The 19,306-nt window shown below is 62.6% G+C and carries 17 protein-coding genes; 10 read left to right on the forward strand and 7 right to left on the reverse strand.

Going from position 1 to position 19,306, the window contains the following annotated elements; genetic code table 11:
* Positions 1–25: 25 nt before the first annotated feature.
* The gene (locus GGR20_RS14420) at positions 26–718 is read right to left on the reverse strand and encodes a ribonuclease HII (RefSeq protein ID WP_183312075.1); all 693 of its coding nucleotides are present in this window, start codon (positions 716–718) and stop codon (positions 26–28) included.
* Positions 719–855: 137 nt separating this feature from the next.
* Here GGR20_RS14420 and GGR20_RS14425 point away from each other — a divergent pair, with 137 nt between their 5' ends.
* On the forward strand, positions 856–1,434 hold the full coding sequence (locus GGR20_RS14425; RefSeq protein WP_183312076.1) for a hypothetical protein: 579 nt from the start codon (positions 856–858) through the stop codon (positions 1,432–1,434).
* Positions 1,435–1,444: 10 nt separating this feature from the next.
* Here the strand turns inward: GGR20_RS14425 and GGR20_RS14430 are convergent, their stop codons facing one another.
* Positions 1,445–2,596 (reverse strand): PA0069 family radical SAM protein, encoded by a 1,152-nt coding sequence (locus tag GGR20_RS14430; protein WP_183312077.1) that lies wholly within the window; start codon positions 2,594–2,596, stop codon positions 1,445–1,447.
* A gap of 376 nt (positions 2,597–2,972) precedes the next feature.
* Between GGR20_RS14430 and GGR20_RS14435 the strand changes: the two genes are divergently transcribed.
* Complete coding sequence (locus GGR20_RS14435) at positions 2,973–4,457, forward strand: MDR family MFS transporter (protein WP_183312078.1); 1,485 nt, start codon at positions 2,973–2,975, stop codon at positions 4,455–4,457.
* Positions 4,458–4,506: 49 nt separating this feature from the next.
* Here GGR20_RS14435 and GGR20_RS14440 read toward each other — a convergent pair whose 3' ends face one another.
* Positions 4,507–5,409 carry a LysR family transcriptional regulator gene (locus tag GGR20_RS14440; RefSeq protein WP_183312079.1) on the reverse strand — a complete coding sequence of 301 codons (903 nt, stop codon included), beginning with the start codon at positions 5,407–5,409 and terminating at the stop codon, positions 4,507–4,509.
* 100 nt (positions 5,410–5,509) lie between these two features.
* Between GGR20_RS14440 and GGR20_RS14445 the strand changes: the two genes are divergently transcribed.
* Together GGR20_RS14445 and GGR20_RS14450 are read left to right on the forward strand one after the other, a co-directional pair.
* Entirely contained in the window at positions 5,510–6,016 is a 507-nt protein-coding gene (locus GGR20_RS14445; RefSeq protein WP_183312080.1) for a redoxin family protein, read from the forward strand.
* 38 nt (positions 6,017–6,054) lie between these two features.
* Entirely contained in the window at positions 6,055–6,786 is a 732-nt protein-coding gene (locus GGR20_RS14450; RefSeq protein ID WP_253560246.1) for an SDR family NAD(P)-dependent oxidoreductase, read from the forward strand.
* Positions 6,787–6,845: 59 nt separating this feature from the next.
* Here the strand turns inward: GGR20_RS14450 and moaB are convergent, their stop codons facing one another.
* The 3 genes from moaB to GGR20_RS14465 all read right to left on the reverse strand — a co-directional run bounded on the left by moaB (position 6,846) and on the right by GGR20_RS14465 (position 9,587).
* The gene (moaB, locus tag GGR20_RS14455) at positions 6,846–7,382 is read right to left on the reverse strand and encodes a molybdenum cofactor biosynthesis protein B (RefSeq protein WP_183312082.1); all 537 of its coding nucleotides are present in this window, start codon (positions 7,380–7,382) and stop codon (positions 6,846–6,848) included.
* Positions 7,360–8,685 (reverse strand): MFS transporter, encoded by a 1,326-nt coding sequence (locus GGR20_RS14460; protein ID WP_183312083.1) that lies wholly within the window; start codon positions 8,683–8,685, stop codon positions 7,360–7,362. The genes moaB and GGR20_RS14460 overlap by 23 nt, the downstream gene beginning before the upstream one ends.
* An 89-nt stretch (positions 8,686–8,774) precedes the next feature.
* Complete coding sequence (locus tag GGR20_RS14465; RefSeq protein WP_183312084.1) at positions 8,775–9,587, reverse strand: uracil-DNA glycosylase; 813 nt, start codon at positions 9,585–9,587, stop codon at positions 8,775–8,777.
* A 68-nt stretch (positions 9,588–9,655) separates the two neighbouring features.
* Between GGR20_RS14465 and GGR20_RS14470 the strand changes: the two genes are divergently transcribed.
* The 4 genes from GGR20_RS14470 to GGR20_RS14485 all read left to right on the forward strand — a co-directional run bounded on the left by GGR20_RS14470 (position 9,656) and on the right by GGR20_RS14485 (position 16,518).
* Entirely contained in the window at positions 9,656–11,308 is a 1,653-nt protein-coding gene (locus tag GGR20_RS14470) for an electron transfer flavoprotein-ubiquinone oxidoreductase (protein ID WP_183312085.1), read from the forward strand.
* Positions 11,309–11,403: 95 nt separating this feature from the next.
* Positions 11,404–13,137 carry a tetratricopeptide repeat protein gene (locus tag GGR20_RS14475; RefSeq protein ID WP_183312086.1) on the forward strand — a complete coding sequence of 578 codons (1,734 nt, stop codon included), beginning with the start codon at positions 11,404–11,406 and terminating at the stop codon, positions 13,135–13,137.
* A 7-nt stretch (positions 13,138–13,144) separates the two neighbouring features.
* Positions 13,145–14,026 (forward strand): 4-(cytidine 5'-diphospho)-2-C-methyl-D-erythritol kinase, encoded by an 882-nt coding sequence (locus tag GGR20_RS14480; protein WP_183312087.1) that lies wholly within the window; start codon positions 13,145–13,147, stop codon positions 14,024–14,026.
* A 149-nt stretch (positions 14,027–14,175) separates the two neighbouring features.
* Positions 14,176–16,518, forward strand: coding sequence for a S8 family peptidase (locus tag GGR20_RS14485; RefSeq protein ID WP_183312088.1), 2,343 nt, complete (start codon positions 14,176–14,178; stop codon positions 16,516–16,518).
* Positions 16,519–16,520: 2 nt separating this feature from the next.
* On the opposite strand, the gene GGR20_RS14490 is transcribed toward GGR20_RS14485, so the two are convergent.
* On the reverse strand, positions 16,521–17,540 hold the full coding sequence (locus GGR20_RS14490) for a polyprenyl synthetase family protein (RefSeq protein WP_183312089.1): 1,020 nt from the start codon (positions 17,538–17,540) through the stop codon (positions 16,521–16,523).
* Between the two features lie 87 nt (positions 17,541–17,627).
* Between GGR20_RS14490 and GGR20_RS14495 the strand changes: the two genes are divergently transcribed.
* The gene (locus tag GGR20_RS14495; RefSeq protein ID WP_183312090.1) at positions 17,628–18,413 is read left to right on the forward strand and encodes a tRNA1(Val) (adenine(37)-N6)-methyltransferase; all 786 of its coding nucleotides are present in this window, start codon (positions 17,628–17,630) and stop codon (positions 18,411–18,413) included.
* Positions 18,414–18,460: 47 nt separating this feature from the next.
* On the forward strand, positions 18,461–19,306 hold the full coding sequence (locus tag GGR20_RS14500) for a S49 family peptidase (RefSeq protein ID WP_183312091.1): 846 nt from the start codon (positions 18,461–18,463) through the stop codon (positions 19,304–19,306).

Below are 19,306 nucleotides of genomic sequence, written 5' to 3' on the forward strand. Positions count from 1 at the left end.
GCGTTCGCAAGGGGTTAGCGAGGAGTTAATCCGCCATCTCAATCACCGTTTCACGCACCAGCAGCGCTGCCACCGGGGCAAAGTCGTGGCGGTGGTGTCGGCTGGGGCCGTGCAGGTTGAGCGCGGCCAGATGTGCCGCCGTGCCGTAACCCTTGTGGCCAGAGAAGCCGAACTGGGGCGCGTCGCAATCCATGATGGCGCACATGCGATCACGCGTGACTTTGGCGATGATCGAGGCGGCCGCGACCGAGACGCTGCGCCCATCCCCGCCGATCAGAGCGATGCCAGGGCATGGGAGTTCGGGCGGTATGTCGCGCCCATCGATTAGCGCGCGATCGACTGTGCAGGGCAGAGCTGCGACCGCTCGCGCCATGGCCGCAAGGGTCGCACCGCGAATATTGCGGGTGAAAATGTCGCCAGGCGGTGCAGAGACGATGGCCACTTCTGCCGAAGCCATAATGGTTTCAAAGAGGGCATCGCGACGCTCTGCGGTGAGCTTTTTGGAATCGTTGAGCCCTTCGGGAATATTGTCCGGATCGAGTCGCACAGCCGCCACGACGACCGGCCCGGCCAGGGGACCGCGCCCGGCTTCGTCTACGCCGGCCACAAATCGTGCCCCGCGCGCCAGCAGCATTTCTTCATGGCTGAAATCGGGAAAACCGGCCTCGGGCGCAAAGAGTGTTTCGGTTGTAGGCTCTGATGGGCGACGCCGTGCCATGCTTGGGCTTCGATCTTTCAATTTTTTTGGGCGGTATTGAGTTCCGTGAACTTGGCAAGGAGCGCTAGTTACTTTTGCCAAGCACACATCTGCTGATACAAGAGTCTGGCCGGGGGGCAAAGGCGAGAGTGACTTTGATGCGCAAAGCAACAGGCGTTGCGGCATTTTTGCTGCTGATCGGCGCCGTTTCGGCCGAACCCTTCCACCATCCCTATGGCGAATGGCGCGAATACAATCGCGATTGGTTGGCCGCCTGCCCCGATGTCATCGACGAGGACGCCGCCCACTATTATGGCTATTCCTGCTTTGCTAGCACCGGCAGCCAGGAACTCAACGGCGCGGGGCTGCCCGCCTATAAACTGACCCTGATCCGCAATCGGCTCGACGGCGCGATCGATATCGCCATTACGGTGTCACCGGAGAACGGCCAGTATGATCCCGCCCGCCCGATTTTGCTGCACTTTGGCGGTGAAGCGCCAATCGAGATGACCATGGCGGCGGGGCTCGAAACCCGGCACAACACGATCAATCAGTTCTTCATCGCCGGTCCCCGAAGTGCGGACATTCTCGAAAAAATGAAGGATCGCAACGCATTGACGCTGTCCGTGCCGCTGTTGGGGCAGGATGAGCCGGTCAAAACCTGGCTGTCGCTGCGCGGCGTACTGGCATCTCTCGATTTCATGGCCAACTATGCCCGCCGTGTGGCGCAGTACTGAGTCCGCCAGATCAGAACAGGCTCATCTGTGGACTCTCTATTTTCGGTGCCTCGAACAGGTCAGCGCGCAACGGACGCAGCTTGGCATCAAGACCGTAGCGTTCGCGGGCCTTTTCGAAACGCTGGCGCAGCAGGGTGGCATAAGGGCCTTCGCCGGTCATCCGGCTCCCGAAACGCGGATCATTGTCACGTCCGCCTCGCGTATCGCGTACCAGAGAGAGCACGTGACGCACGCGGTCAGGGAAATGCCGCAGCAGCCATTCGCGGAACACGTCACGCACTTCGCCAGGCAGACGCAAGAGGATCATCTGCGCGCTGATCGCGCCCTGAGCCTTGCCCGCGTCGAGAATGCGTTCAAGCTCCATGTCGTTGATCGCCGGGATCATGGGCGAAGCGAAGATGGCTGTTGGAATACCAGCTTCCGAAAGCAGGCGAATGGCTTCCAGCCGCCGCGCCGGCGAGGAGGCGCGCGGCTCCATCTTGCGGCTCAGCTTGTGGTCCATCGAGGTGACAGAAATGGCGACCTTTACCAGCCCCAGCTTGGCCAGTTCGGTAAGAATATCGAGGTCCCGCACGATCAGCGCCGACTTGGTGGTGATCATCACCGGGTGCCTGGTTTCCAGCATCACTTCCAGAATGCCGCGCGTTAGCTTGTGGGTGCGCTCGGCCGGCTGATAGGGGTCGGTATTGGTGCCCATGGCAATGGGCTTAGGGCGATAATTCTTCGCCGACAATTCGCCCCGCAGCGCCTCGACGGCATTCGCCTTTACGTAGATGTCGCGCTCGAAATCGACCCCGGCCGAATGTCCCAGATAGGCATGGGTTGGCCGCGCGAAACAGTATGAGCAGCCATGCTCGCAACCGCGATAGGCGTTGATCGAGCGCTCAAAGCCGATATCGGGACTGTCATTGCTGGTAATGATGGTCTTGGCCCGCTCGATATGCTCGACCGTTTCGAACGTCGGCATCGGCTCCACGCTGCTGCCCCAGCCATCATCGAAACCGTCGCGCTGATGCTTCTCAAACCGGCCCGCGCGATTGCTCTGGGCGCCACGGCCGCGCACGCGGTCCGGCTGCTCCAGCTCGCGCCGGGCAAGATCCGCGTCACGGCTGCGGCTCAGGCGTTCAAGGGCTTCAAAAGAGGGCGCCTGATATAGGGCCATGGTTCTGTCTCCTGCCTCGACGCGGGAGGGAATCGTCTTTCCTCCAACGCAGGAAAACGCTATCAGGTTGCTCGGAACAGAACAAGAACAAAGCGGCGACCGTGTGGGGCATTGCGACGGATATCGGCATGACGCCCTTGCATTACGAGACTTTACCGTAGACCGAGGTGGGCGTAGGAAAGCGCGCCTTGGATGAGGCAACGTGGCGCCCCGCAATTATCCGCCCTTCCAATGCCTGAAATCGGGTTGGTTCGGCGCGTTCCGATTTTCGCTGCTGACACGCGCTGTCGCACATTTTTTGCATTCCCCGTGTCGAAGGCTGGCGGCTTCCGCCGTCGCATGGGCGACACACTATTCGTGATGAGGGTTACGACAAATGACACTGCAAGCCACTTTGGATGAGACGGCCGGGATCGCGCCGCACCATCCCGACAATGCCGCCCGCAACCGCCTGGTCATAGCCATCCTGCTGGTCTCGACCTTTGTGGTGTTTCTCAACGAAACCATTATGAGCGTAGCCATTCCGCACCTGATGGGGGACCTCGGCGTCACCGCCAGCGCGGCCCAGTGGTTGACCACCGGGTTCCTGCTGACCATGGCCGTCGTCATCCCGGTCACCGGTTTCCTGCTGCAGCGCATTAACACACGGCCCATGTTCCTGCTCGCCATGTCGATCTTTTCGACCGGCACGCTGGCCTGTGCGCTGGCGCCGGGCCTTGAATTGCTGATCGTCGGGCGGGTCATTCAGGCGGTGGGCACAGCCATCATGATGCCTTTGCTGATGACCACCGTCATGACCCTGGTGCCACCCGAGTCACGTGGCAAGACCATGGGCAATATTTCCATCGTGATGTCTGTCGCTCCAGCCATCGGTCCGACCATTGGTGGCTTCATTCTGGCCAATTTCGACTGGCGCTTCATGTTCTACTTTACCCTGCCTATCGCTATTGCGGCGCTGGTGCTTGGTGGCTTGCGCATCCGCAATGTATCGGCCCCTCGCTATGCTCCGCTCGATGTGCTCTCGGTTATCCTGTCGGCCTTTGCCTTTGGCGGGCTGGTTTACGGCTTGTCGAGCTTTGGTGAGAGTTTTGCCCACACCGGGGAGCCCGGTCCGGTGCCACTCTGGCTGCCGATCGCCGTCGGCGTGATCGCCATGGGTCTATTCGCCTGGCGCCAATTCGGCCTGCAACGCGAAGACAAGGCGCTGCTGGACCTACGTGTCTTCCAGTCGCGCAACTATACCGTGTCAGTCTCGATGATGCTGGTTGCCATGATGGCCCTGTTCGGCACGGTCATCCTGCTGCCCATCTACACCCAGAACGTGGTCGGTCTCGACACGCTCGAAACCGGTCTTCTGCTATTGCCCGGCGGCCTGATCATGGGGCTGCTTGGCCCGGTAGTCGGCCGTCTCTACGACCGTGTCGGTCCGAAGGTCCTGGCTGTGCCGGGCGCCATTCTGGTCTCCGCTGTGCTCTGGGCGCTGACCACGGTGGGGCAGGACACCGCGCCTTGGGCGTTGCTGGCGGGCCATGTAGTGCTCAGCGTTGGACTCGCCCTGATCTTCACCCCGGTATTCACCTCGTCAATGGGTTCGGTGCGTGCGGAGCTTTACTCGCACGCCTCGGCCGTACTCGGCTCGATCCAGCAACTGGCAGGTGCAGCAGGCATTGCCCTGTTCGTGGCGCTGATGACCATTCGCACCGCGGCCCTGACGTCCGAGGGTGTCGACCAGGTGGAAGCGCTGGCCGGCGGTATTCGCGCCGCTTTCCTCGTAGGGGCGATCATCTCGCTCTTTGCCATTCTTGCGGCTTTTTTCATCCGCAAGCCCGAGGGTGGGGCGCCCGGGCATGGCGGCCACTGACGCGAACCACAAATGAAAATGGGCGCCGGATCGCTCCGGCGCCCTTTCCTTATGGGCCCGCCCCCAGCGCCTGCTTCAGAAAGTCTATGACCACCCGGACACGCCGGGGCTGATAGGGCCGCGATGGATAGACCAGCCACGCAGCGTTCTCCCCGATCGAAGGAGAAAGCCTGTCATTAGGAAGCAGCGCAATGAGCTGGTTCATCCGAATACCGTCATTGACCAGCCAGTCGGCCAGAAGCGCAATACCGGCCCCGTCGAGGCAGGCGCGCCGCAGCGCGAGGGGCGAACTGATCGACATTGCGGGTTCGACCATGAAAGGGACCGCCGGTCTCCCCTCGCCAAGTCGGAACCACCGCTCGCCCATGCCTGGGAGGGCATAGGCAAGGCAGGCGAACCCCTTGAGGTCGCCAAGGGTCTCCGGCGTGCCATGTCGCGCCGCAAATGCTGGCGAGCAACAAAGGATATAGCTTGTACCATGCAAGCGGGCCGCCACGACATCACCCGACACATGCGGGGCGTGCCTGAGGGCCAGGTCGATCCCTTCCGATACCAGGTCCTGCTGGGTCTCGGTGAGAACAAGCTCGAGCTTGAGCTCGGGATGCCTTTCCTGCATTCGCCCCAATAGCGGCACCACCCGCCTTTCGCCATAGGCCACCGATGCCGAGAGCCGAACTTTACCCCGCACCTTGTTGGCCGCTTCACCCACGCAGTCCCGAAGCGCCTCCATTTCGGTCAGGATATGGCGCGCATGCACCAGCACATTGGCACCGGTTTCAGTCAGCGACAGATGCCTCGTATTGCGCTCGAACAACCGTCCGCCCAGATGCCTTTCAAGCGCGGCAATCTGGCGCGAGACCGTTGAGGGGTCAGTTTGATGCCTGTCGGCGGCAGCGGCAAAGCTGCCCGCATCTGCAGCACTCACCAGCAATTCGAGCAGACTGAGCTTCATTGATGCAGCTTCGGAATGAGTGAGTGGGTATCGCGTCCATTTTTCCAGATTTCTGCACGCGCTACCAGAGCGCTTGTGAACATCTGGAGTATACAAGACGATGCCTTCCATCGAGCCCGGCGGTGCCTTTCCGCCAATATCCCTCACCCTGCTGACAGGGGAGGACATGACCTTCGGCGCTGGTCACTGGCACCTCCTCGTCATCTATCGCGGCGCCCATTGCCCGATGTGCAAGGCATACCTCACCGCGGCCGAAGCCCTTCGCCCGCGCTTTGCCGCGGCCGGTTTTAATCTGGTGCTAGCATCGGCAGACAGCGCGGAGCGCACACGGCCGCTGCTGAGCGAAACGGGCTATAATGGACCGGTCGCCGCGGGGCTGTCCGTTGACCAGATGCGAGAGCTTGGGGTCCACATGACCCCGGCTGGCGATACAGGCGCTGCCGGCCCCTTTGCCGAACCGGCGGCCTTTGCGGTGGATGCGGAGGGTCGCCTGCACCTGGTCCAGATCGGCAACGCCCCTTATGCCCGGCCCGATCTTGAAGCCTTGCTGGCTGGCCTTACTTACGACCGGGACAATGCCATCCAGCCCCGGGGTGGCGCACGATGAGCTCCGATATGCGACTTGCCTTGGCGGGAAAACGCGTCGTGATCACCGGCGCCAATCGTGGCATTGGTGCCGCGATCGTGGATCTGTTCGCCCGGAAGGGCGCGCATCTTGCCATGGTGAACCGGCGGCCTGCCGCTCCGTCGGGAAATGCGGGGGTTGTCGAGGTGCTCTGCGACCTCGCCGATTGGTCGGCAGTACCGGTCGCAATTGGCGCAGTTAGGGCGGAACTGGGTGGGATAGATATTCTCATCAACAATGCGGGGACTATCGAGCCCATAGCAAGGGTCGAAGACAGTGATCCGGCCGCCTGGGCAAGCGTTGTGCAAACCAATCTGGTGGGCGCATTTGCCGTTACGCATGCGGTTCTGCCCGCGATGCTGGAGGCGGGCGGCGGCACCATCGTCAATGTCAGCTCCGGCGCGGCAATTGCCCCGCTGGAGGGTTGGAGCCACTACTGTGCCAGCAAGGCGGGCTTGTGCGCCCTGACTGCGTGCCTCGATCTGGAGCTGCGTGCCAAGGGCATTCGTGCTTTGGGAATCAGTCCCGGTACCGTGGCCACGGATATGCAAGGGGCCATTCGACGCTCGGGCCTCAACCCCGTCAGTCGCCTGGACGCCAACGTCCACATCGCGCCGCTTTGGGTGGCTCAAGCGATCGCGTGGCTGTCGACGCCGGAGGCAGACCGTTTCCTGGGAACGGACTTTTCACTCAAGACCGAAGAGGGGCGCAGACTGGCCGGCTTGCCGCACAGCCGAGTGTCGCGCAGCTAGCGACCCGAGCTGGCGGGACAAATGCCGCCAGCTCGGTTTGGCTTTAGTTGGGCCGCGACTTACCGCTCGTCGAGCCGCGGCATCAGTTCGACAAAATTGCACGGCTTGTGTCGGTAATCGAGCTGGTGGCTAAGAATGCCTTCCCAGGCGTCGCGACAGGCGCCACGCGAACCGGGCAGGCAGAACACGAATGTGGTGCCGATCAATCCCGCTGTGGCGCGCGACTGCAGTGAGGAGGTGCCCACCGTGGTGGCCGAATATTGGTGAAACAGCACCGAAAAGCCTTCCATGCGCTTATCGAATAGTGGCTCGACCGCCTCCGGCGTGATGTCGCGCCCGGAAAACCCGGTGCCGCCGGTGGTCAGGATCACATCGACCTTGGAGTTGGCCACATAGGTCTGCACTGCGGCGCGGACGAGCTGAATTTCGTCGCGCACCACCTGCCGCTCAAAGCACTGATGCCCATCTGCCTCAAGCAGGGACTTGAGCAGAGCGCCACCGGTATCGGTTTCCAGCGTACGCGTGTCGGATACGGCAATGACGGCGATGGATAATGGCTTGAAGTCCCGGTCCTCAAATTTTGCCGTTTTGAACATCGCCATTACCCTCCAGCGTCTCGATCAGTTCCTCTGGCACCGGCGCTTCCCCGGCGGTGGTGAACTCGTCCGCCTCCATATCAGCGCGCGGGTCGAGGGCAAAGGTTTCGGGTGTCACCTGTTTATCGCTCATTGCCTGGAACGGCGCGCGCTCAGCAGCATCCACGCTCTTGCGCACCCGCATCCGCAGATAGGCTGCCCCGGCCAGAGCACCATGGAAGCTGGCCGTGACCAGGAACAGGCCGACAGGCTGCCAGGCCCCCATGATCAATGAGGCAACCGCCGGGCCAAGGGCAAGGCCAACGCCCAGGATCAGCAGCATGCCTCCGGCGATCTTGGCAAAATCACCGTCGCGGGCAAAATCGTTGGCATGAGCCACCGCCACCGCATAGATGGGGTTGGCCGCAAAGCCATAGGCGGCAAAGAGCACATACATGCCCCAGCCGGCGCCGGGGTTGATCAGGACGGTCATCGCCCCGACGACGGCCGCAAATCCGGCCAGCCCGATCAGCACCAGTCGCCGGTCGATGCGGTCGGACAGGCGTCCGAAAGGCACCTGCGCTACCGCGCCGAGGATCGCCGCTACGGCAAACAGCAGGGCGATCCCACTCGCATCCAGCCCCTGCTCGTACCCATAGACTGGGGCCAGCGTGCCGAATGCGCCATTGGCCATGCCGACCGAGAAGGCGGCAATCGCGGCGACTGGTGAAGTGCGATAGAGCAAGCCAATGTCGACCCGCGCCGATTGCAATGGCTGGGGTTGCGGGCTCGACGTCAGCGCGGTGGGCAACACCGCGCAGATAAAGCTGATTGCGCCGATGACGAAAGGTATGTAGCCCGCCGTGCCGGTAACCGACATGGCAACCTGTCCCAGGGTCGAGGCTGCCATGTTGATGGTCACATAGATCGAAAAGATCGTGCCACGGTTGCGGTTGTCGGACACCTCGTTGAGCCAGCTCTCAACAATCATCGCCGCCCCGGCAAAACAGAAGCCGGAAAGCGCCCGCAGCATGATCCAGCTAAAATCATTGATCCAGAGCAGGTTGAGCAGGATCGTGATCGTGCCGATGGCCGCCATCACTGAGAAGGCGCGAATATGCCCCACCTTGCGCACGACCAGCGGCACCGTCAGTGAACCGGCGACGAAGCCGATCGACCAACCCGTGCCGATCAGGCCAAGTGCCAGTAGCGAGAAACCTTCTTCAGCGCCGCGAACCGACAGCAGAAGCCCCTGCAGGCCGCCACCGAACATGAGCAGGGCCGACCCCAGGAACAGGGCATAAATCTTGATGACGGAAGCCATGACGCTATTCGGCCTTCGGATAGAGCTTGCAAATCACACGAACGCGACCATAGCGCGTTCAGTTGCCCTGGATAGTCAGGAATTGCGGGTCAGGCGAGACCGAGTTCTTCCACGCGCTGCTTGAAGCTCAGCAGGTCTCGCCATGCCTGTTGCTTGGCCGGCGGATTGCGCAGCAGATAGGCCGGATGCAGAGAGGGCAGAGCTGGCACGGAATGGGAGCCGATGGTCACGTCCTGCCATTTGCCGCGCATCTTGATAATGCCGCTGGTGGTTTTGAACACGGTCTGCATGGCCGGGCCGCCCAGCGTCATCACCAGTTTGGGTGCGACCAGTTCCACCTGCCGGTTGAGGAAGGGCAGGCACAATTCCATTTCCTCGGGCGTCGGCGTGCGATTGCCGGGCGGGCGCCAGGGCACGGTATTGACGATGTAGACCGAGGTGCGGTCGAGCCCAATGGCGCCCAGCATGCGGTCGAGCAATTGACCCGATCGGCCCACAAAGGGCTTGCCCTGCCGGTCCTCTTCGGCACCGGGAGCCTCGCCGATCAGCATGATCTTCGCTTCCGGATTGCCATCGGCAAATACCAATCTGGTGGCGCGAAACTTCAGGCCGCAGCCATCGTAGTTTTCAAGCGCAGTGCGCAGGGCGTCGAGCGATTGGGCCGAAGCTGCCAACTGGCGTGCTTCGCTCGGGTCGCCGCCAACCGGACCAGAAAGGGGCGGGGGCGCCGCGGGTGCATCGCCGGGCAAAGGGGCACGCGGCGGCATGGCGGTCGGAGCAGGTGGCTTCTGGGCAAAGCGATCGGCCGGTTCATCAACCACGGCCAAATCCACTCCGGCGGCCCGATACCAGTCGAGCACCGAGAGCAGTTCGGCATTGTTGAGCGGTCGATCTTGAGACATTGGGCCCGTTATGTCACACCCCGTTCGAGGCGACCAGTCGCACATCAGGCCCTAAAGGTGCATTTTCAATGGCAGAAGCCGGTAATCGCGAAACGCTTCCGACCGATGTACTGATCGTCGGTGCCGGACCGTCCGGTCTGGCCGCCGCCATTCGTCTCAAGCAGCGTCATCCCGACCTCGCTGTGACGGTCGTGGAGAAGGCCGCCGAGATTGGCGGCCATATCCTTTCGGGCGCGGTGATGGACCCCGTGGGTCTTGACGCGCTGATCCCCGATTGGCGGCTCAAGGCTGCACCGGTCGGTCCCGACGTCACCAGGGACACTTATCACTTCCTCACTCAATCGGCCGATTTCGCCTTCCCCCATGCGCTGGTGCCGCCGCAGATGCGCACGAAGAATGGCATCATCGTCAGCTTGGGTGATCTGGTGCGCTGGTTGGGCGAACAGGCCGCAGAATTGGGCGTCGATATTTTCCCTATGACGGCAGCGGTCGATGTGCTGCGGAGCGGCGATGGCCCGGTACGCGGCATCATCACCGGCGATCTTGGTCTGGATGCAGAGGGCAAACCCAAGTCGGGACACGCTGAGGGCATTGCGCTCGAAGCAAAATACACTTTGATTGCGGAGGGTGCGCGCGGCTCGCTGGCCAAGCAGATCATCGGCGACTTCGCGCTCGACAAGAATGCCAGCCCGCAGAAATTCGGCCTCGGTATCAAGGAAGTCTGGGAAATCCCGGCAGACCGGCATCAGCCGGGCCGGGTCGACCACTTTCTGGGCTTCCCGCTCGACAAGCGGACCGGTGGCGGCGGCTTTGCCTATCACGCCCAGGACAACAAGCTCTATCTCGGGCTGGTCGTGCACCTCGATTATGCGGACCCCACACTCTCGCCATTTGACGAATTCCAGCGCTTCAAGACTCATCCGCGCATTGCCAGCTTGCTCGAAGGGGCAACCCGCATCAGCTATGGCGCGCGCGCGCTCACTGCCGGCGGGTTGCAGGCCGTACCGGACCTCGCCTTCGAGGGGGGCGGACTGATCGGCTGTGCGGCCGGGTTCATGAACGCGCCGCGCCTCAAGGCCATCCACAACGCGATTCTTTCCGGCATCGGCGCGGCAGACGCAGTGGGCGATGCCATTGCCGCGGGGCGTCAGCATGACCGGATTGCCGATCTCGGCCATCACGTCCTTTCGACCGGTATCGAGAAAGAACTGGCCGGGGTCCGTAACCTCAAGCCGCTCTGGAGCCGGTTCGGCACACTGCTCGGCGCATTCCTCGGCGGCTTCGATATGTGGTGCCAGAACCTGCTGCGCTTTTCGCCCTTCGGCACGCTGCGCTGGAGTACGCCTGATTCGGCCCAGCTCAAGACTCTGGACAAGGTCAAACCACGCCAATATGCCCGCCCCGATGGCAAGACGACCTTTGATAGATCATCCTCGGTGTTTCTGGCCAATCTGGCCCATGACGAGGACCAGCCGGTTCATCTCGTGCTGGCAGATCCGTCCGTGCCAGTCAGCGAAAACCTGCCGCGTTATGGCGAGCCCGCACCGCGCTATTGCCCTGCCGGCGTTTACGAAATGGCTGAGGAAAACGGCGCGCCGGTGTTCCGCATCCACGCGGCCAATTGCGTGCATTGCAAGACCTGCGACATCAAGGACCCGGCCCGCAATATCACTTGGGTGCCCCCCGAGGGCGGTAGTGGGCCGAACTACAGCGGAATGTGACCGGGCAAAATGGCCCTGCCCTTGCGGCGCAGTCGCAAAACGGACAATCTTTGCGCCCACACGCGCCGGCAACGGCATAGGGAGAATTTGAGCACGTGACCCTGCTTTCCAATCGACCGGCATGGCGCCTCGCCGTGGCTGCAATGCTTGCCCTTATGGCCACCCCCCTTGCGGCACAAAGCGAGGCATCCGCAGGGCTGCGGCAGGCTGCGCAGGACATGCTCAAGCTGTTCCGCCCCAGTGTTACTGGCTCCTATATGGCAGGGCAGCAGGCGCTCAAAGATCTGCGGACCGACGAGGCCGCGCGCTATTTCTCTGACGCGGCCCAAGCGGACTGGGACAATCCCATTCTGATAGAACGAGCCTTTGTGGCGCTGGCGACCGATGGGCAGATCGGCAAGGCCGCCTCCACGGCGCGACGCATGCTCGAACTCGATCCGGCTAACGAACTGGCCGAACTTGTCGTCGCCTCCGAGGCGCTCAAGGAGCGTCGCTATGGTTCGGCCGTGCGCCAGCTCGGCCAGATCTCGCAGGACAGTTTCAGCGGCATCACCGCCGGCATATTGCGCGCCTGGGCGATGGTCGGGGACAATCGTGGCGACGACGCGCAGGCCCTGATGGAGAAGCTTGGGGCCAACGGGCTCGATGAATTCCTCGTGTTCCATCGCGCGTTGATGGCCGAAGCCGCAGGCGATACCGAACTTGCACTGGAGCTGGCCGCACGCGCCTTTGAGGCGGAGCCCTATGTGGCGCGCATGGCCGAAGTCTATGCCCGCATGCTGGCCAATGCCGGACGCTTCGACGAGGCCGTGGCCGTGCTCGACGCCTTCGAGGGCGAAGGTCTGACCCACCCGATTATCGAAATCGTCCGCGAATCGATCGAGGCCGGACGGCGGCCTGGCGTGTTTGCCGCCAACGTGCAGATCGGCGCAGCCGAAATGTTTCACGGCATTGGGGTGGCCCTGTCGCGCGATGGCAGCTCCGATCTGGCCCTGGTCTTCCTGCGGCTCGGCGTCTATCTCGATCCCGGCGCCGATGTGATCTCGCTGGCGCTTGGGCAATTGCTCGACATTGCCGGACAGCACCAGGCCGCCAACCAGATTTATGACGCCATTCCGGCCAATTCGGCCATGAAGCCCATGGCCGTCGTACGCATAGCTCAAAATCTGGATGCCACCGGCGACCGTGCAGAGGCCATCCGCCGCCTCCACAACATCATCGCGACGCGCCCTGACGATCTCGATGCAGTGTCCGTGCTGGGCGATTTGCTACGATATGACGAGGATTATTTGGCTGCCGCCGAGGCCTATACCAAGGCTTTGGAGATCACCGGCGGCGAGTCCCCGGCCGATTGGCGCTTCTACTATGTCCGCGGCATTGCTTATGAGCGTGCCAAGGAATGGCCCAAGGCCGAAGCCGACTTCCTCAAGGCTCTCGATCTCAATCCGGACCAGCCCCAGGTCCTCAACTATCTGGGCTATAGCTGGATCGACCAGGACATGCATCTGGTGCGGGCGCTCGAAATGATCGAGACGGCGGTCGCCGCCCAGCCGCAGGATGGCTACATCATCGATTCGCTGGGTTGGGCCTTCTACAAGCTCGACCGCATGGAAGAGGCCGTGGAAACGCTGGAACGCGCCGTTATGCTGCTGCCCAACGACCCCGAGATCAACGACCATCTGGGCGACGCCTATTGGAAGGTTGGACGCAAGCTCGAAGCGCGCTTCCAGTGGAACATCGCCCGCTCGGTCGACGAGACGGGCAATGTTGCTGAACGGGTTGGACCCAAGCTGGCCGAGGGGCTGACGCCCGCCTCCGAAACCCAGTAGCCCGCCCATGGTCCAGGCCATTGTTCAGACGGCGCCCGCCAAGATTAATCTGGCGCTGCATGTCACACATCGGCGCGAAGACGGCTATCACGATCTCGAAAGCCTGATCGTCTTCGCTAATATTTTTGACGAGCTCGAAGCGACCCCGGCGGACGAGGACGGTCTGACCATATCCGGGCCGTTCTCGAAAGGGCTCGGTGCTGGCCCCACCAATCTGGTGCTCAGGGCCGTAGCAGCTTTCCGCGCCCGCTGGCCGGATCTGTCGCCACCAGGTCTTAGCTTGCATCTGGTCAAGAACCTGCCGGTCGCCGCCGGCATTGGCGGCGGTTCGGCCGATGCCGCGGCGGCGCTGCGCATCATGGCCAGCCGAGCTGCTGAGCCTGTGTCGGTCGCGGAACTGGCTGATCTGGCGGCAACACTGGGCGCCGATGTGCCCGCCTGCCTGCTCTCGCGGCCGTTGGTGGCGCGGGGGGTGGGGGAGATCCTTTCGCCCTTGCCAGCATTTCCCCGGCTCTATGTGACGGTTGTCAATCCGGGCGTCGCTGTGGCCACCGCAGATGTCTTTCGCCGCCTGCGTGCCCATGACAACTACTCTTTGCCGGCATTGCCCGAGCCCCTGACGCGACCGGCCCAGCTTGGCCTGTGGCTCAACGAAACCCGCAACGACTTGCAGCCGCCAGCAGTCAAACTGGTGCCAGAGATCGGTATCCTTATCGAGGAACTCGCCGAGACCCCCGGTTGCATGATGTCGCGCATGTCCGGCTCCGGAGCCACGGTCTTCGGCCTGTTTGGCTCGGAGGGTCAGGCGCATGAGGCGGCCAATCACGTTCGGCGGAGGTATCCGGAATACTGGACCGCCGCCGCCGCGATATCCTCTCCGGCCATCTGACCCCCTGTTTGATGCAAATGTGATCGCTATAAAACGGTTGGACGGTTTTGAGCCTTAGCGGCTTCTGCTAATAAATCTCGGGGGCGAATCTTATTTTTGAATGTGCGGACGGAAGTCGGCGCTTTCTGGCTATCTGGATCCTGACGGCATTGCCTTTCCCAACCCTGCTCAAATCCATCGCGGTGGTCGGCCTGACCATGGCGCTGGCCGCCTGCTCCGGCGGCGGATCGTCCTCATCAAGTTCCAGTTCGAGCAGCGGTTCGGGCGGCGGCGGGTCCAGTTCGGTCCCAAGCTATGTGTTTACGCCAGCGCCCGGCGCGACCTGGGGCACACGCAGCGTCACCTTCAATGCCGCGCAAGCTGCTGCGTTTGCCGCCTCGGCCGAGTTCCGTGCCAGCGATGCACTCTGCGCCACGGTTGGGTGTGGTGTCACGCCGACTGGCACCGAGTCGGCGGCCTTCTTGCTGCATGGCGTCAACTGGGCTCACTCCGCCGGACTGACGGGCACGGGCGAGACAATCGCCATTGTCGATGACGGCTTTCGCCTGTCCCATCAGGAATTGGCCGGCAAGACCATCACGCAGACCGGCATATTGCCCAACAAGGGACACGGAACCTTTGTCGCCTCGCTCGCTGCGGGCCAGAAGGATGGGGTGGGGATGCACGGCGTCGCACCCGGTGCCGATCTGCACCTGACCTCCTTTGCGCCCTCCGGCTCAGGGTTCAGCATTGCCAATGTCACAGCCGGCACTCTGGCGTCCGCTAGTCTGAATGCAGTCGCACAGAACAATTCGTGGGGGTTCGAAGTCTCGTCCCTGACCTTGGACACCTACCTTAAGAACAATCCCGGCGCCACAACTGCACAAGGCCTGAACGCCACCCTCGGCCATGGCTCGGCCAATTGGCAGAGCTATATCGATGCTTTGGATAGTTTCCAGAACACGGGCGTCATTGTCTGGGCGCTGTCGAACAGCAACAGCTTTACTTCCGGCGATGTCATGGCCGCCTTGCCCTATTTCGAACCGCGTCTGGCGGAGTCCTGGATAGCGGCAGCCAATGGCTATTTTGAGGTCAATGGCAGCGGCGACATTACCCGGGCGGTTCGGCTGTCGGCGGCCTGCGGTCTGGCAGCCAAATTTTGTCTGGCTGGCGACGGCATCACCACTGGTGCCTGGAACAGCAGCGATAGCGCTTATGGTAGCAGCCTTGGCACTTCATTTGTCGCGCCGCAGGTCTCAGGCGCTGTCGCCTTGCTCGCCGAGGCATTTCCCGACATGACGCCGTCCGAATGGGCGCAGCGCCTGCTGGCCAGTGCAGACAATTCCTGGTTCGCCGCCCAGGGCGTCCCACTTGCCGGCACGATCGACTATGGCAATGGTGTTACGCATTCCTATTCGACCGAATGGGGCCACGGCGTGATGGATATTCGGGCCGCGCTCAGCCCAATCGGCTCGGTCTCGGTATTGAGCGGCTCCAGCGTCGCCAGCGCGGAACGCCATAGCTTGTCCGAGAGCACCATCGTGGCGCCGGCAAGCTTTGGCGATTCTCTTAGCCGCGCGCTCGAGCCACAGCAAATGGCGGTGTTCGATGCGCTCAACCGCGCCTTTTCCGTGTCGTCGGCCAGCGCGGTGCAGACAGCACCGACAACTGTGCTGCCGCGCCTTCCCGGTCAGGCCAGCGTCGATCAGGGAGATGATGGGCTTAATCTGTCCCACACCCATGACCTGGCCGGCACCGTGACCGGCTTTGGCGGAGCGGGCGGGGAGACCTCGGTACTCTCCATAGCCGGGGAAAGCCTACTCGTGGCTTCGATTGCCCCTGTCGGTGCGGCAGGCGAACTGACCACCTATGGCTTCGCCGCCGAGCACGGCGCGGTAGACAATGGCGCGCTGGCCGGAGCTGGCATGACTCTCTCCCTGCCGCTCGGCAGCGGGCAGGTCCGGCTCGGCGCTACCTTGGCGGGGGAAGAGGGAGCGGTGATGGGGCTCGATGGCGGAACAGCCTTCGATTTTGGGTCCGGAAGCGCCATCGGTGCACTGAGCCTGGCACTGGAACAGCCAATGTCGCCGGGCCTGTCGCTGTTCGGTCACCTCGAATATGGCGCGGTCGCGCGCCAGGGCGGCGGCAATAGCTTGGTCTCTGACCTTTCGGGCCTGACCTTTTCCGGCATGGAGATCGGCGCCAGTTTCGCCGATGCACTCGTCGCCGGCGACCGTCTGACCCTGTCAGTGTCGCAGCCCCTGAAAATCGAATCCGGCACGGTGGAATTGACCCGGCCAGTTGCGCGCGTGGCCGATGGCAGTATCGTCAACCAGACCTCAAGCGCTGAGCTCGCATCATCGGGTCGGGAGATCGATTTGGGGCTGTCCTATCAGGCCAGTCTGCCCAACCAGGCTTCACTCAGCCTTGGCTTCAAACACGCTATCAGCGCAGGACACGTCGCTGGACAGATCGGCTCGGGGCTGATGATCGGCTATCGCCAGAACTTCTAGGGCTAACTTGCGCGGCTGACGCTGTGGACCACCACATCGGCCAGAATGGATTTCATCTCGCTTTCAGGCAGATGATCCAGGGCCGAGATGGCGGCCTTGGCGTGTTCCTGCGCCTTTTCCAGGGTCTTCTTCAGCGTCTCGTAGCGGTTGAAGATGGCCACCACCTGATGCACTTCGAGGTCGGTGGCTTCGGCATTGCCCAAAGCGGCAGCGATCAGCGCGCGCTCGCTTTCACTGGCGGACTGCAGCGCCAGGATCACCGGCAGGGTCATCTTGCCCTCGCGCAGATCGTCGCCGACATTCTTGCCCAGCGTACCCGACTGCCCGCCATAATCGAGGGCATCATCGACAAGCTGGAAGGCATTGCCTAATTCCAGACCATACAGCGCCAGCGCTTTGCGACCGGCCTCGTCGGCCCCGCCCGACATGGCGCCCACCTCACAGGCTGCTTCGAACAGCACTGCGGTCTTGGCGCGGATCACTTCGGCATAGTCGGCGGCGGTCGTCTCGAGATCGCCCGTTTTGGCGAGCTGAAAGACTTCACCTTCTGCCATCACCGCAGAAGCGGCGGACAGCACTCCGAGCGCATCAACGTCGCGAGTTTCCACCATCATCATGAAGGCCTGGCCGAGCAGGAAGTCGCCCACCAGGATTGAGGCCTTATTGCCCCAGACCATACGGGCGGCCGGCTTGCCGCGGCGCATGTCGCTTTCGTCCACCACGTCGTCGTGCAGCAGCGTGGCATTGTGCATGAACTCGACGGCGGCGGCGAAATTGGTGGCGCTGCCATCGCCCTTGCCGAACAGGGTCGCAGCGGCGACTGTCAGCATGGGCCTCAAACGCTTGCCACCACTTTCGATCAGATAGCGGGCCAGTTCGGGCACCATGTCCACATGGCTTTCGGCGCGCTCCAGAATAAGCGCGTTGACGCGCGCCATGTCGTCCGCGGTGGCAGCTATCAGCCGCTCCACCGGGTTCACCTCTGGCACTTCATTGATCTGGGGCAGAACTGACACCGCCATAAAGTCCTTGATGCCTGAAGGGCAATTTGGGTTGAGACCGTAGCGCCCAGCCATGTATGGTCGGGCAAAACCAGCCTTCCGGTTGCGATGTCCCTAGACCAGCCTGCCCAGTTTGTAAAACATCAAACCATCACGCGCGACGCCTTTTTGGGCGGGCGGCTCACTCTGTCGCAGCCCCGCAACGGTTTTCGCGCCGGACTGGACAGTGTCCTGCTCGGCGCCGCCGTTCCTGCGGGCACGCGCAACCTGCTCGATATGGGGGCGGGCGTGGGAGCGGCCGGGCTGAGCGCCCTGGCTATGGGGCTCGCGGAGAAGGCATGTCTGGTTGAACGCGACGACGCGACGTTGGGGTTGGCCCGGGACAATATTGTGCAAAATGGCTTCGCCGACCGTGCCGATCTGCTGGCGCTCGACATTCTCTCCAAGGGTGCTGAGCGTCGCGCCGCTGGTCTTGGTGATAATGCCCACGATGTAGTGATTGCCAATCCCCCCTTTTTCGGTGCGGGGCAGGGCACGCGAGCGCCCGATGCCGCGAGGGCCAATGCGAGGCACATGGACGCCGATAGTCTTGAAACCTGGGTGAAATGCGCTGCGACAGCCGCCAGCGCCGGTGGCAGGGCAATCTTCATCTATCCTGCCGAAGGTCTCGCGGCCCTCCTGACGGCCTTCGATCGTCGCTTTGGCGACATCAACGTGCTGCCGCTCTGTCCGCGGCCGGCACAATCGGTCACTCGCATTCTTGTGCGCGGGATAAAGGGCTCGCGGGCGCCTGTAAGATTGCTGGCGTCGCGACCCCTGCACGGCGAATTTGGCAACGGTTTTGCCCCCGAATTCGACGCCATTTTGCGCGGTGCGGCGGTGCTGGACTGGTAATGGCGCCACCGCCTGCCTAAATGTCCTGAACATGCAAGGGAGCACACATGAACGAGACGCCCGCAGGCACCAAGCGCAATTGGCTGAGTCGCCTGATCCATCGCCCGCCCGTGGTTCCGGTGGTGCGCCTGCAGGGTGTGATCGCCGCCGAACAGCGTCCCGGCCGACTCAATATCGCTACGGTGGAACCGCTGCTGGCTAAGGCCTTCAGCATCAAATCAGCGCCCGCCGTGGCTGTTGTCATCAATTCACCTGGCGGATCGCCGGTGCAGAGCCGGTTGATTTCAAAGCGCATTCGCGATCTGGCCAACGAGCATAACAAGCCCGTGCTGGTTTTCGTTGAGGACGCTGCTGCCTCGGGGGGTTATTTTATCGCCGTGGCCGGAGACGAGATCTTTGTCGACCCGTCCTCGATTGTGGGCTCGGTCGGCGTCATCATGGCAACCTTCGGCTTCGTGGGCGCCATCGACAAGCTCGGCATCGAGCGCCGCGTGCATACGGCGGGCCGAAACAAATCGACGCTCGACCCCTTCCTGCCGGAAAAGGCTGAAGACGTGGAGCGCATCAAACGCTTCGAACTCGACATCCATCAGGTCTTCATCGACCATGTGAAGGCCGGGCGCGGAGAACGGCTCAAGGCCGACGACGATACTTTGTTCACCGGCGAATGGTGGACCGGCGTGAGGGGTGTGGAACTGGGCCTTGTCGACGCCATTGGCGATCTGCACACCGTCCTGCGCGAGCGCTTTGGCCCCGAAGTGGTGCTCAAGCCCATCGCGCCCAAACGCCCCTTCTTCGCTTTGCCCCGCCTGGGATTTTCGGCTCAGGGCATGGTAGAGGACGTCACCACCTCCTTCGAAGATCGCGCCTGGTGGGCGCGGATTGGTCTCTAG

It is taken from the genome of Devosia subaequoris (assembly GCF_014197055.1).
In the GTDB taxonomy this organism is placed as follows: Bacteria; Pseudomonadota; Alphaproteobacteria; order Rhizobiales; family Devosiaceae; genus Devosia; species Devosia subaequoris.

Bases quoted from the DNA above. Each gene is read 5' to 3' on its own strand.
- GGR20_RS14495 (WP_183312090.1), top strand. From the start codon at position 17,628: ATGTCCCTAGACCAGCCTGCCCAGTTTGTAAAACATCAAACCATCACG.
- GGR20_RS14435 (WP_183312078.1), top strand. From the start codon at position 2,973: ATGACACTGCAAGCCACTTTGGATGAGACGGCCGGGATCGCGCCGCAC.
- GGR20_RS14480 (WP_183312087.1), top strand. From the start codon at position 13,145: ATGGTCCAGGCCATTGTTCAGACGGCGCCCGCCAAGATTAATCTGGCG.
- GGR20_RS14445 (WP_183312080.1), top strand. From the start codon at position 5,510: ATGCCTTCCATCGAGCCCGGCGGTGCCTTTCCGCCAATATCCCTCACC.
- GGR20_RS14440 (WP_183312079.1), bottom strand. From the start codon at position 5,409: ATGAAGCTCAGTCTGCTCGAATTGCTGGTGAGTGCTGCAGATGCGGGC.
- GGR20_RS14460 (WP_183312083.1), bottom strand. From the start codon at position 8,685: ATGGCTTCCGTCATCAAGATTTATGCCCTGTTCCTGGGGTCGGCCCTG.
- GGR20_RS14420 (WP_183312075.1), bottom strand. From the start codon at position 718: ATGGCACGGCGTCGCCCATCAGAGCCTACAACCGAAACACTCTTTGCG.
- GGR20_RS14465 (WP_183312084.1), bottom strand. From the start codon at position 9,587: ATGTCTCAAGATCGACCGCTCAACAATGCCGAACTGCTCTCGGTGCTC.
- GGR20_RS14490 (WP_183312089.1), bottom strand. From the start codon at position 17,540: ATGGCGGTGTCAGTTCTGCCCCAGATCAATGAAGTGCCAGAGGTGAAC.
- moaB (WP_183312082.1), bottom strand. From the start codon at position 7,382: ATGTTCAAAACGGCAAAATTTGAGGACCGGGACTTCAAGCCATTATCC.
- GGR20_RS14425 (WP_183312076.1), top strand. From the start codon at position 856: ATGCGCAAAGCAACAGGCGTTGCGGCATTTTTGCTGCTGATCGGCGCC.
- GGR20_RS14500 (WP_183312091.1), top strand. From the start codon at position 18,461: ATGAACGAGACGCCCGCAGGCACCAAGCGCAATTGGCTGAGTCGCCTG.
- GGR20_RS14430 (WP_183312077.1), bottom strand. From the start codon at position 2,596: ATGGCCCTATATCAGGCGCCCTCTTTTGAAGCCCTTGAACGCCTGAGC.
- GGR20_RS14470 (WP_183312085.1), top strand. From the start codon at position 9,656: ATGGCAGAAGCCGGTAATCGCGAAACGCTTCCGACCGATGTACTGATC.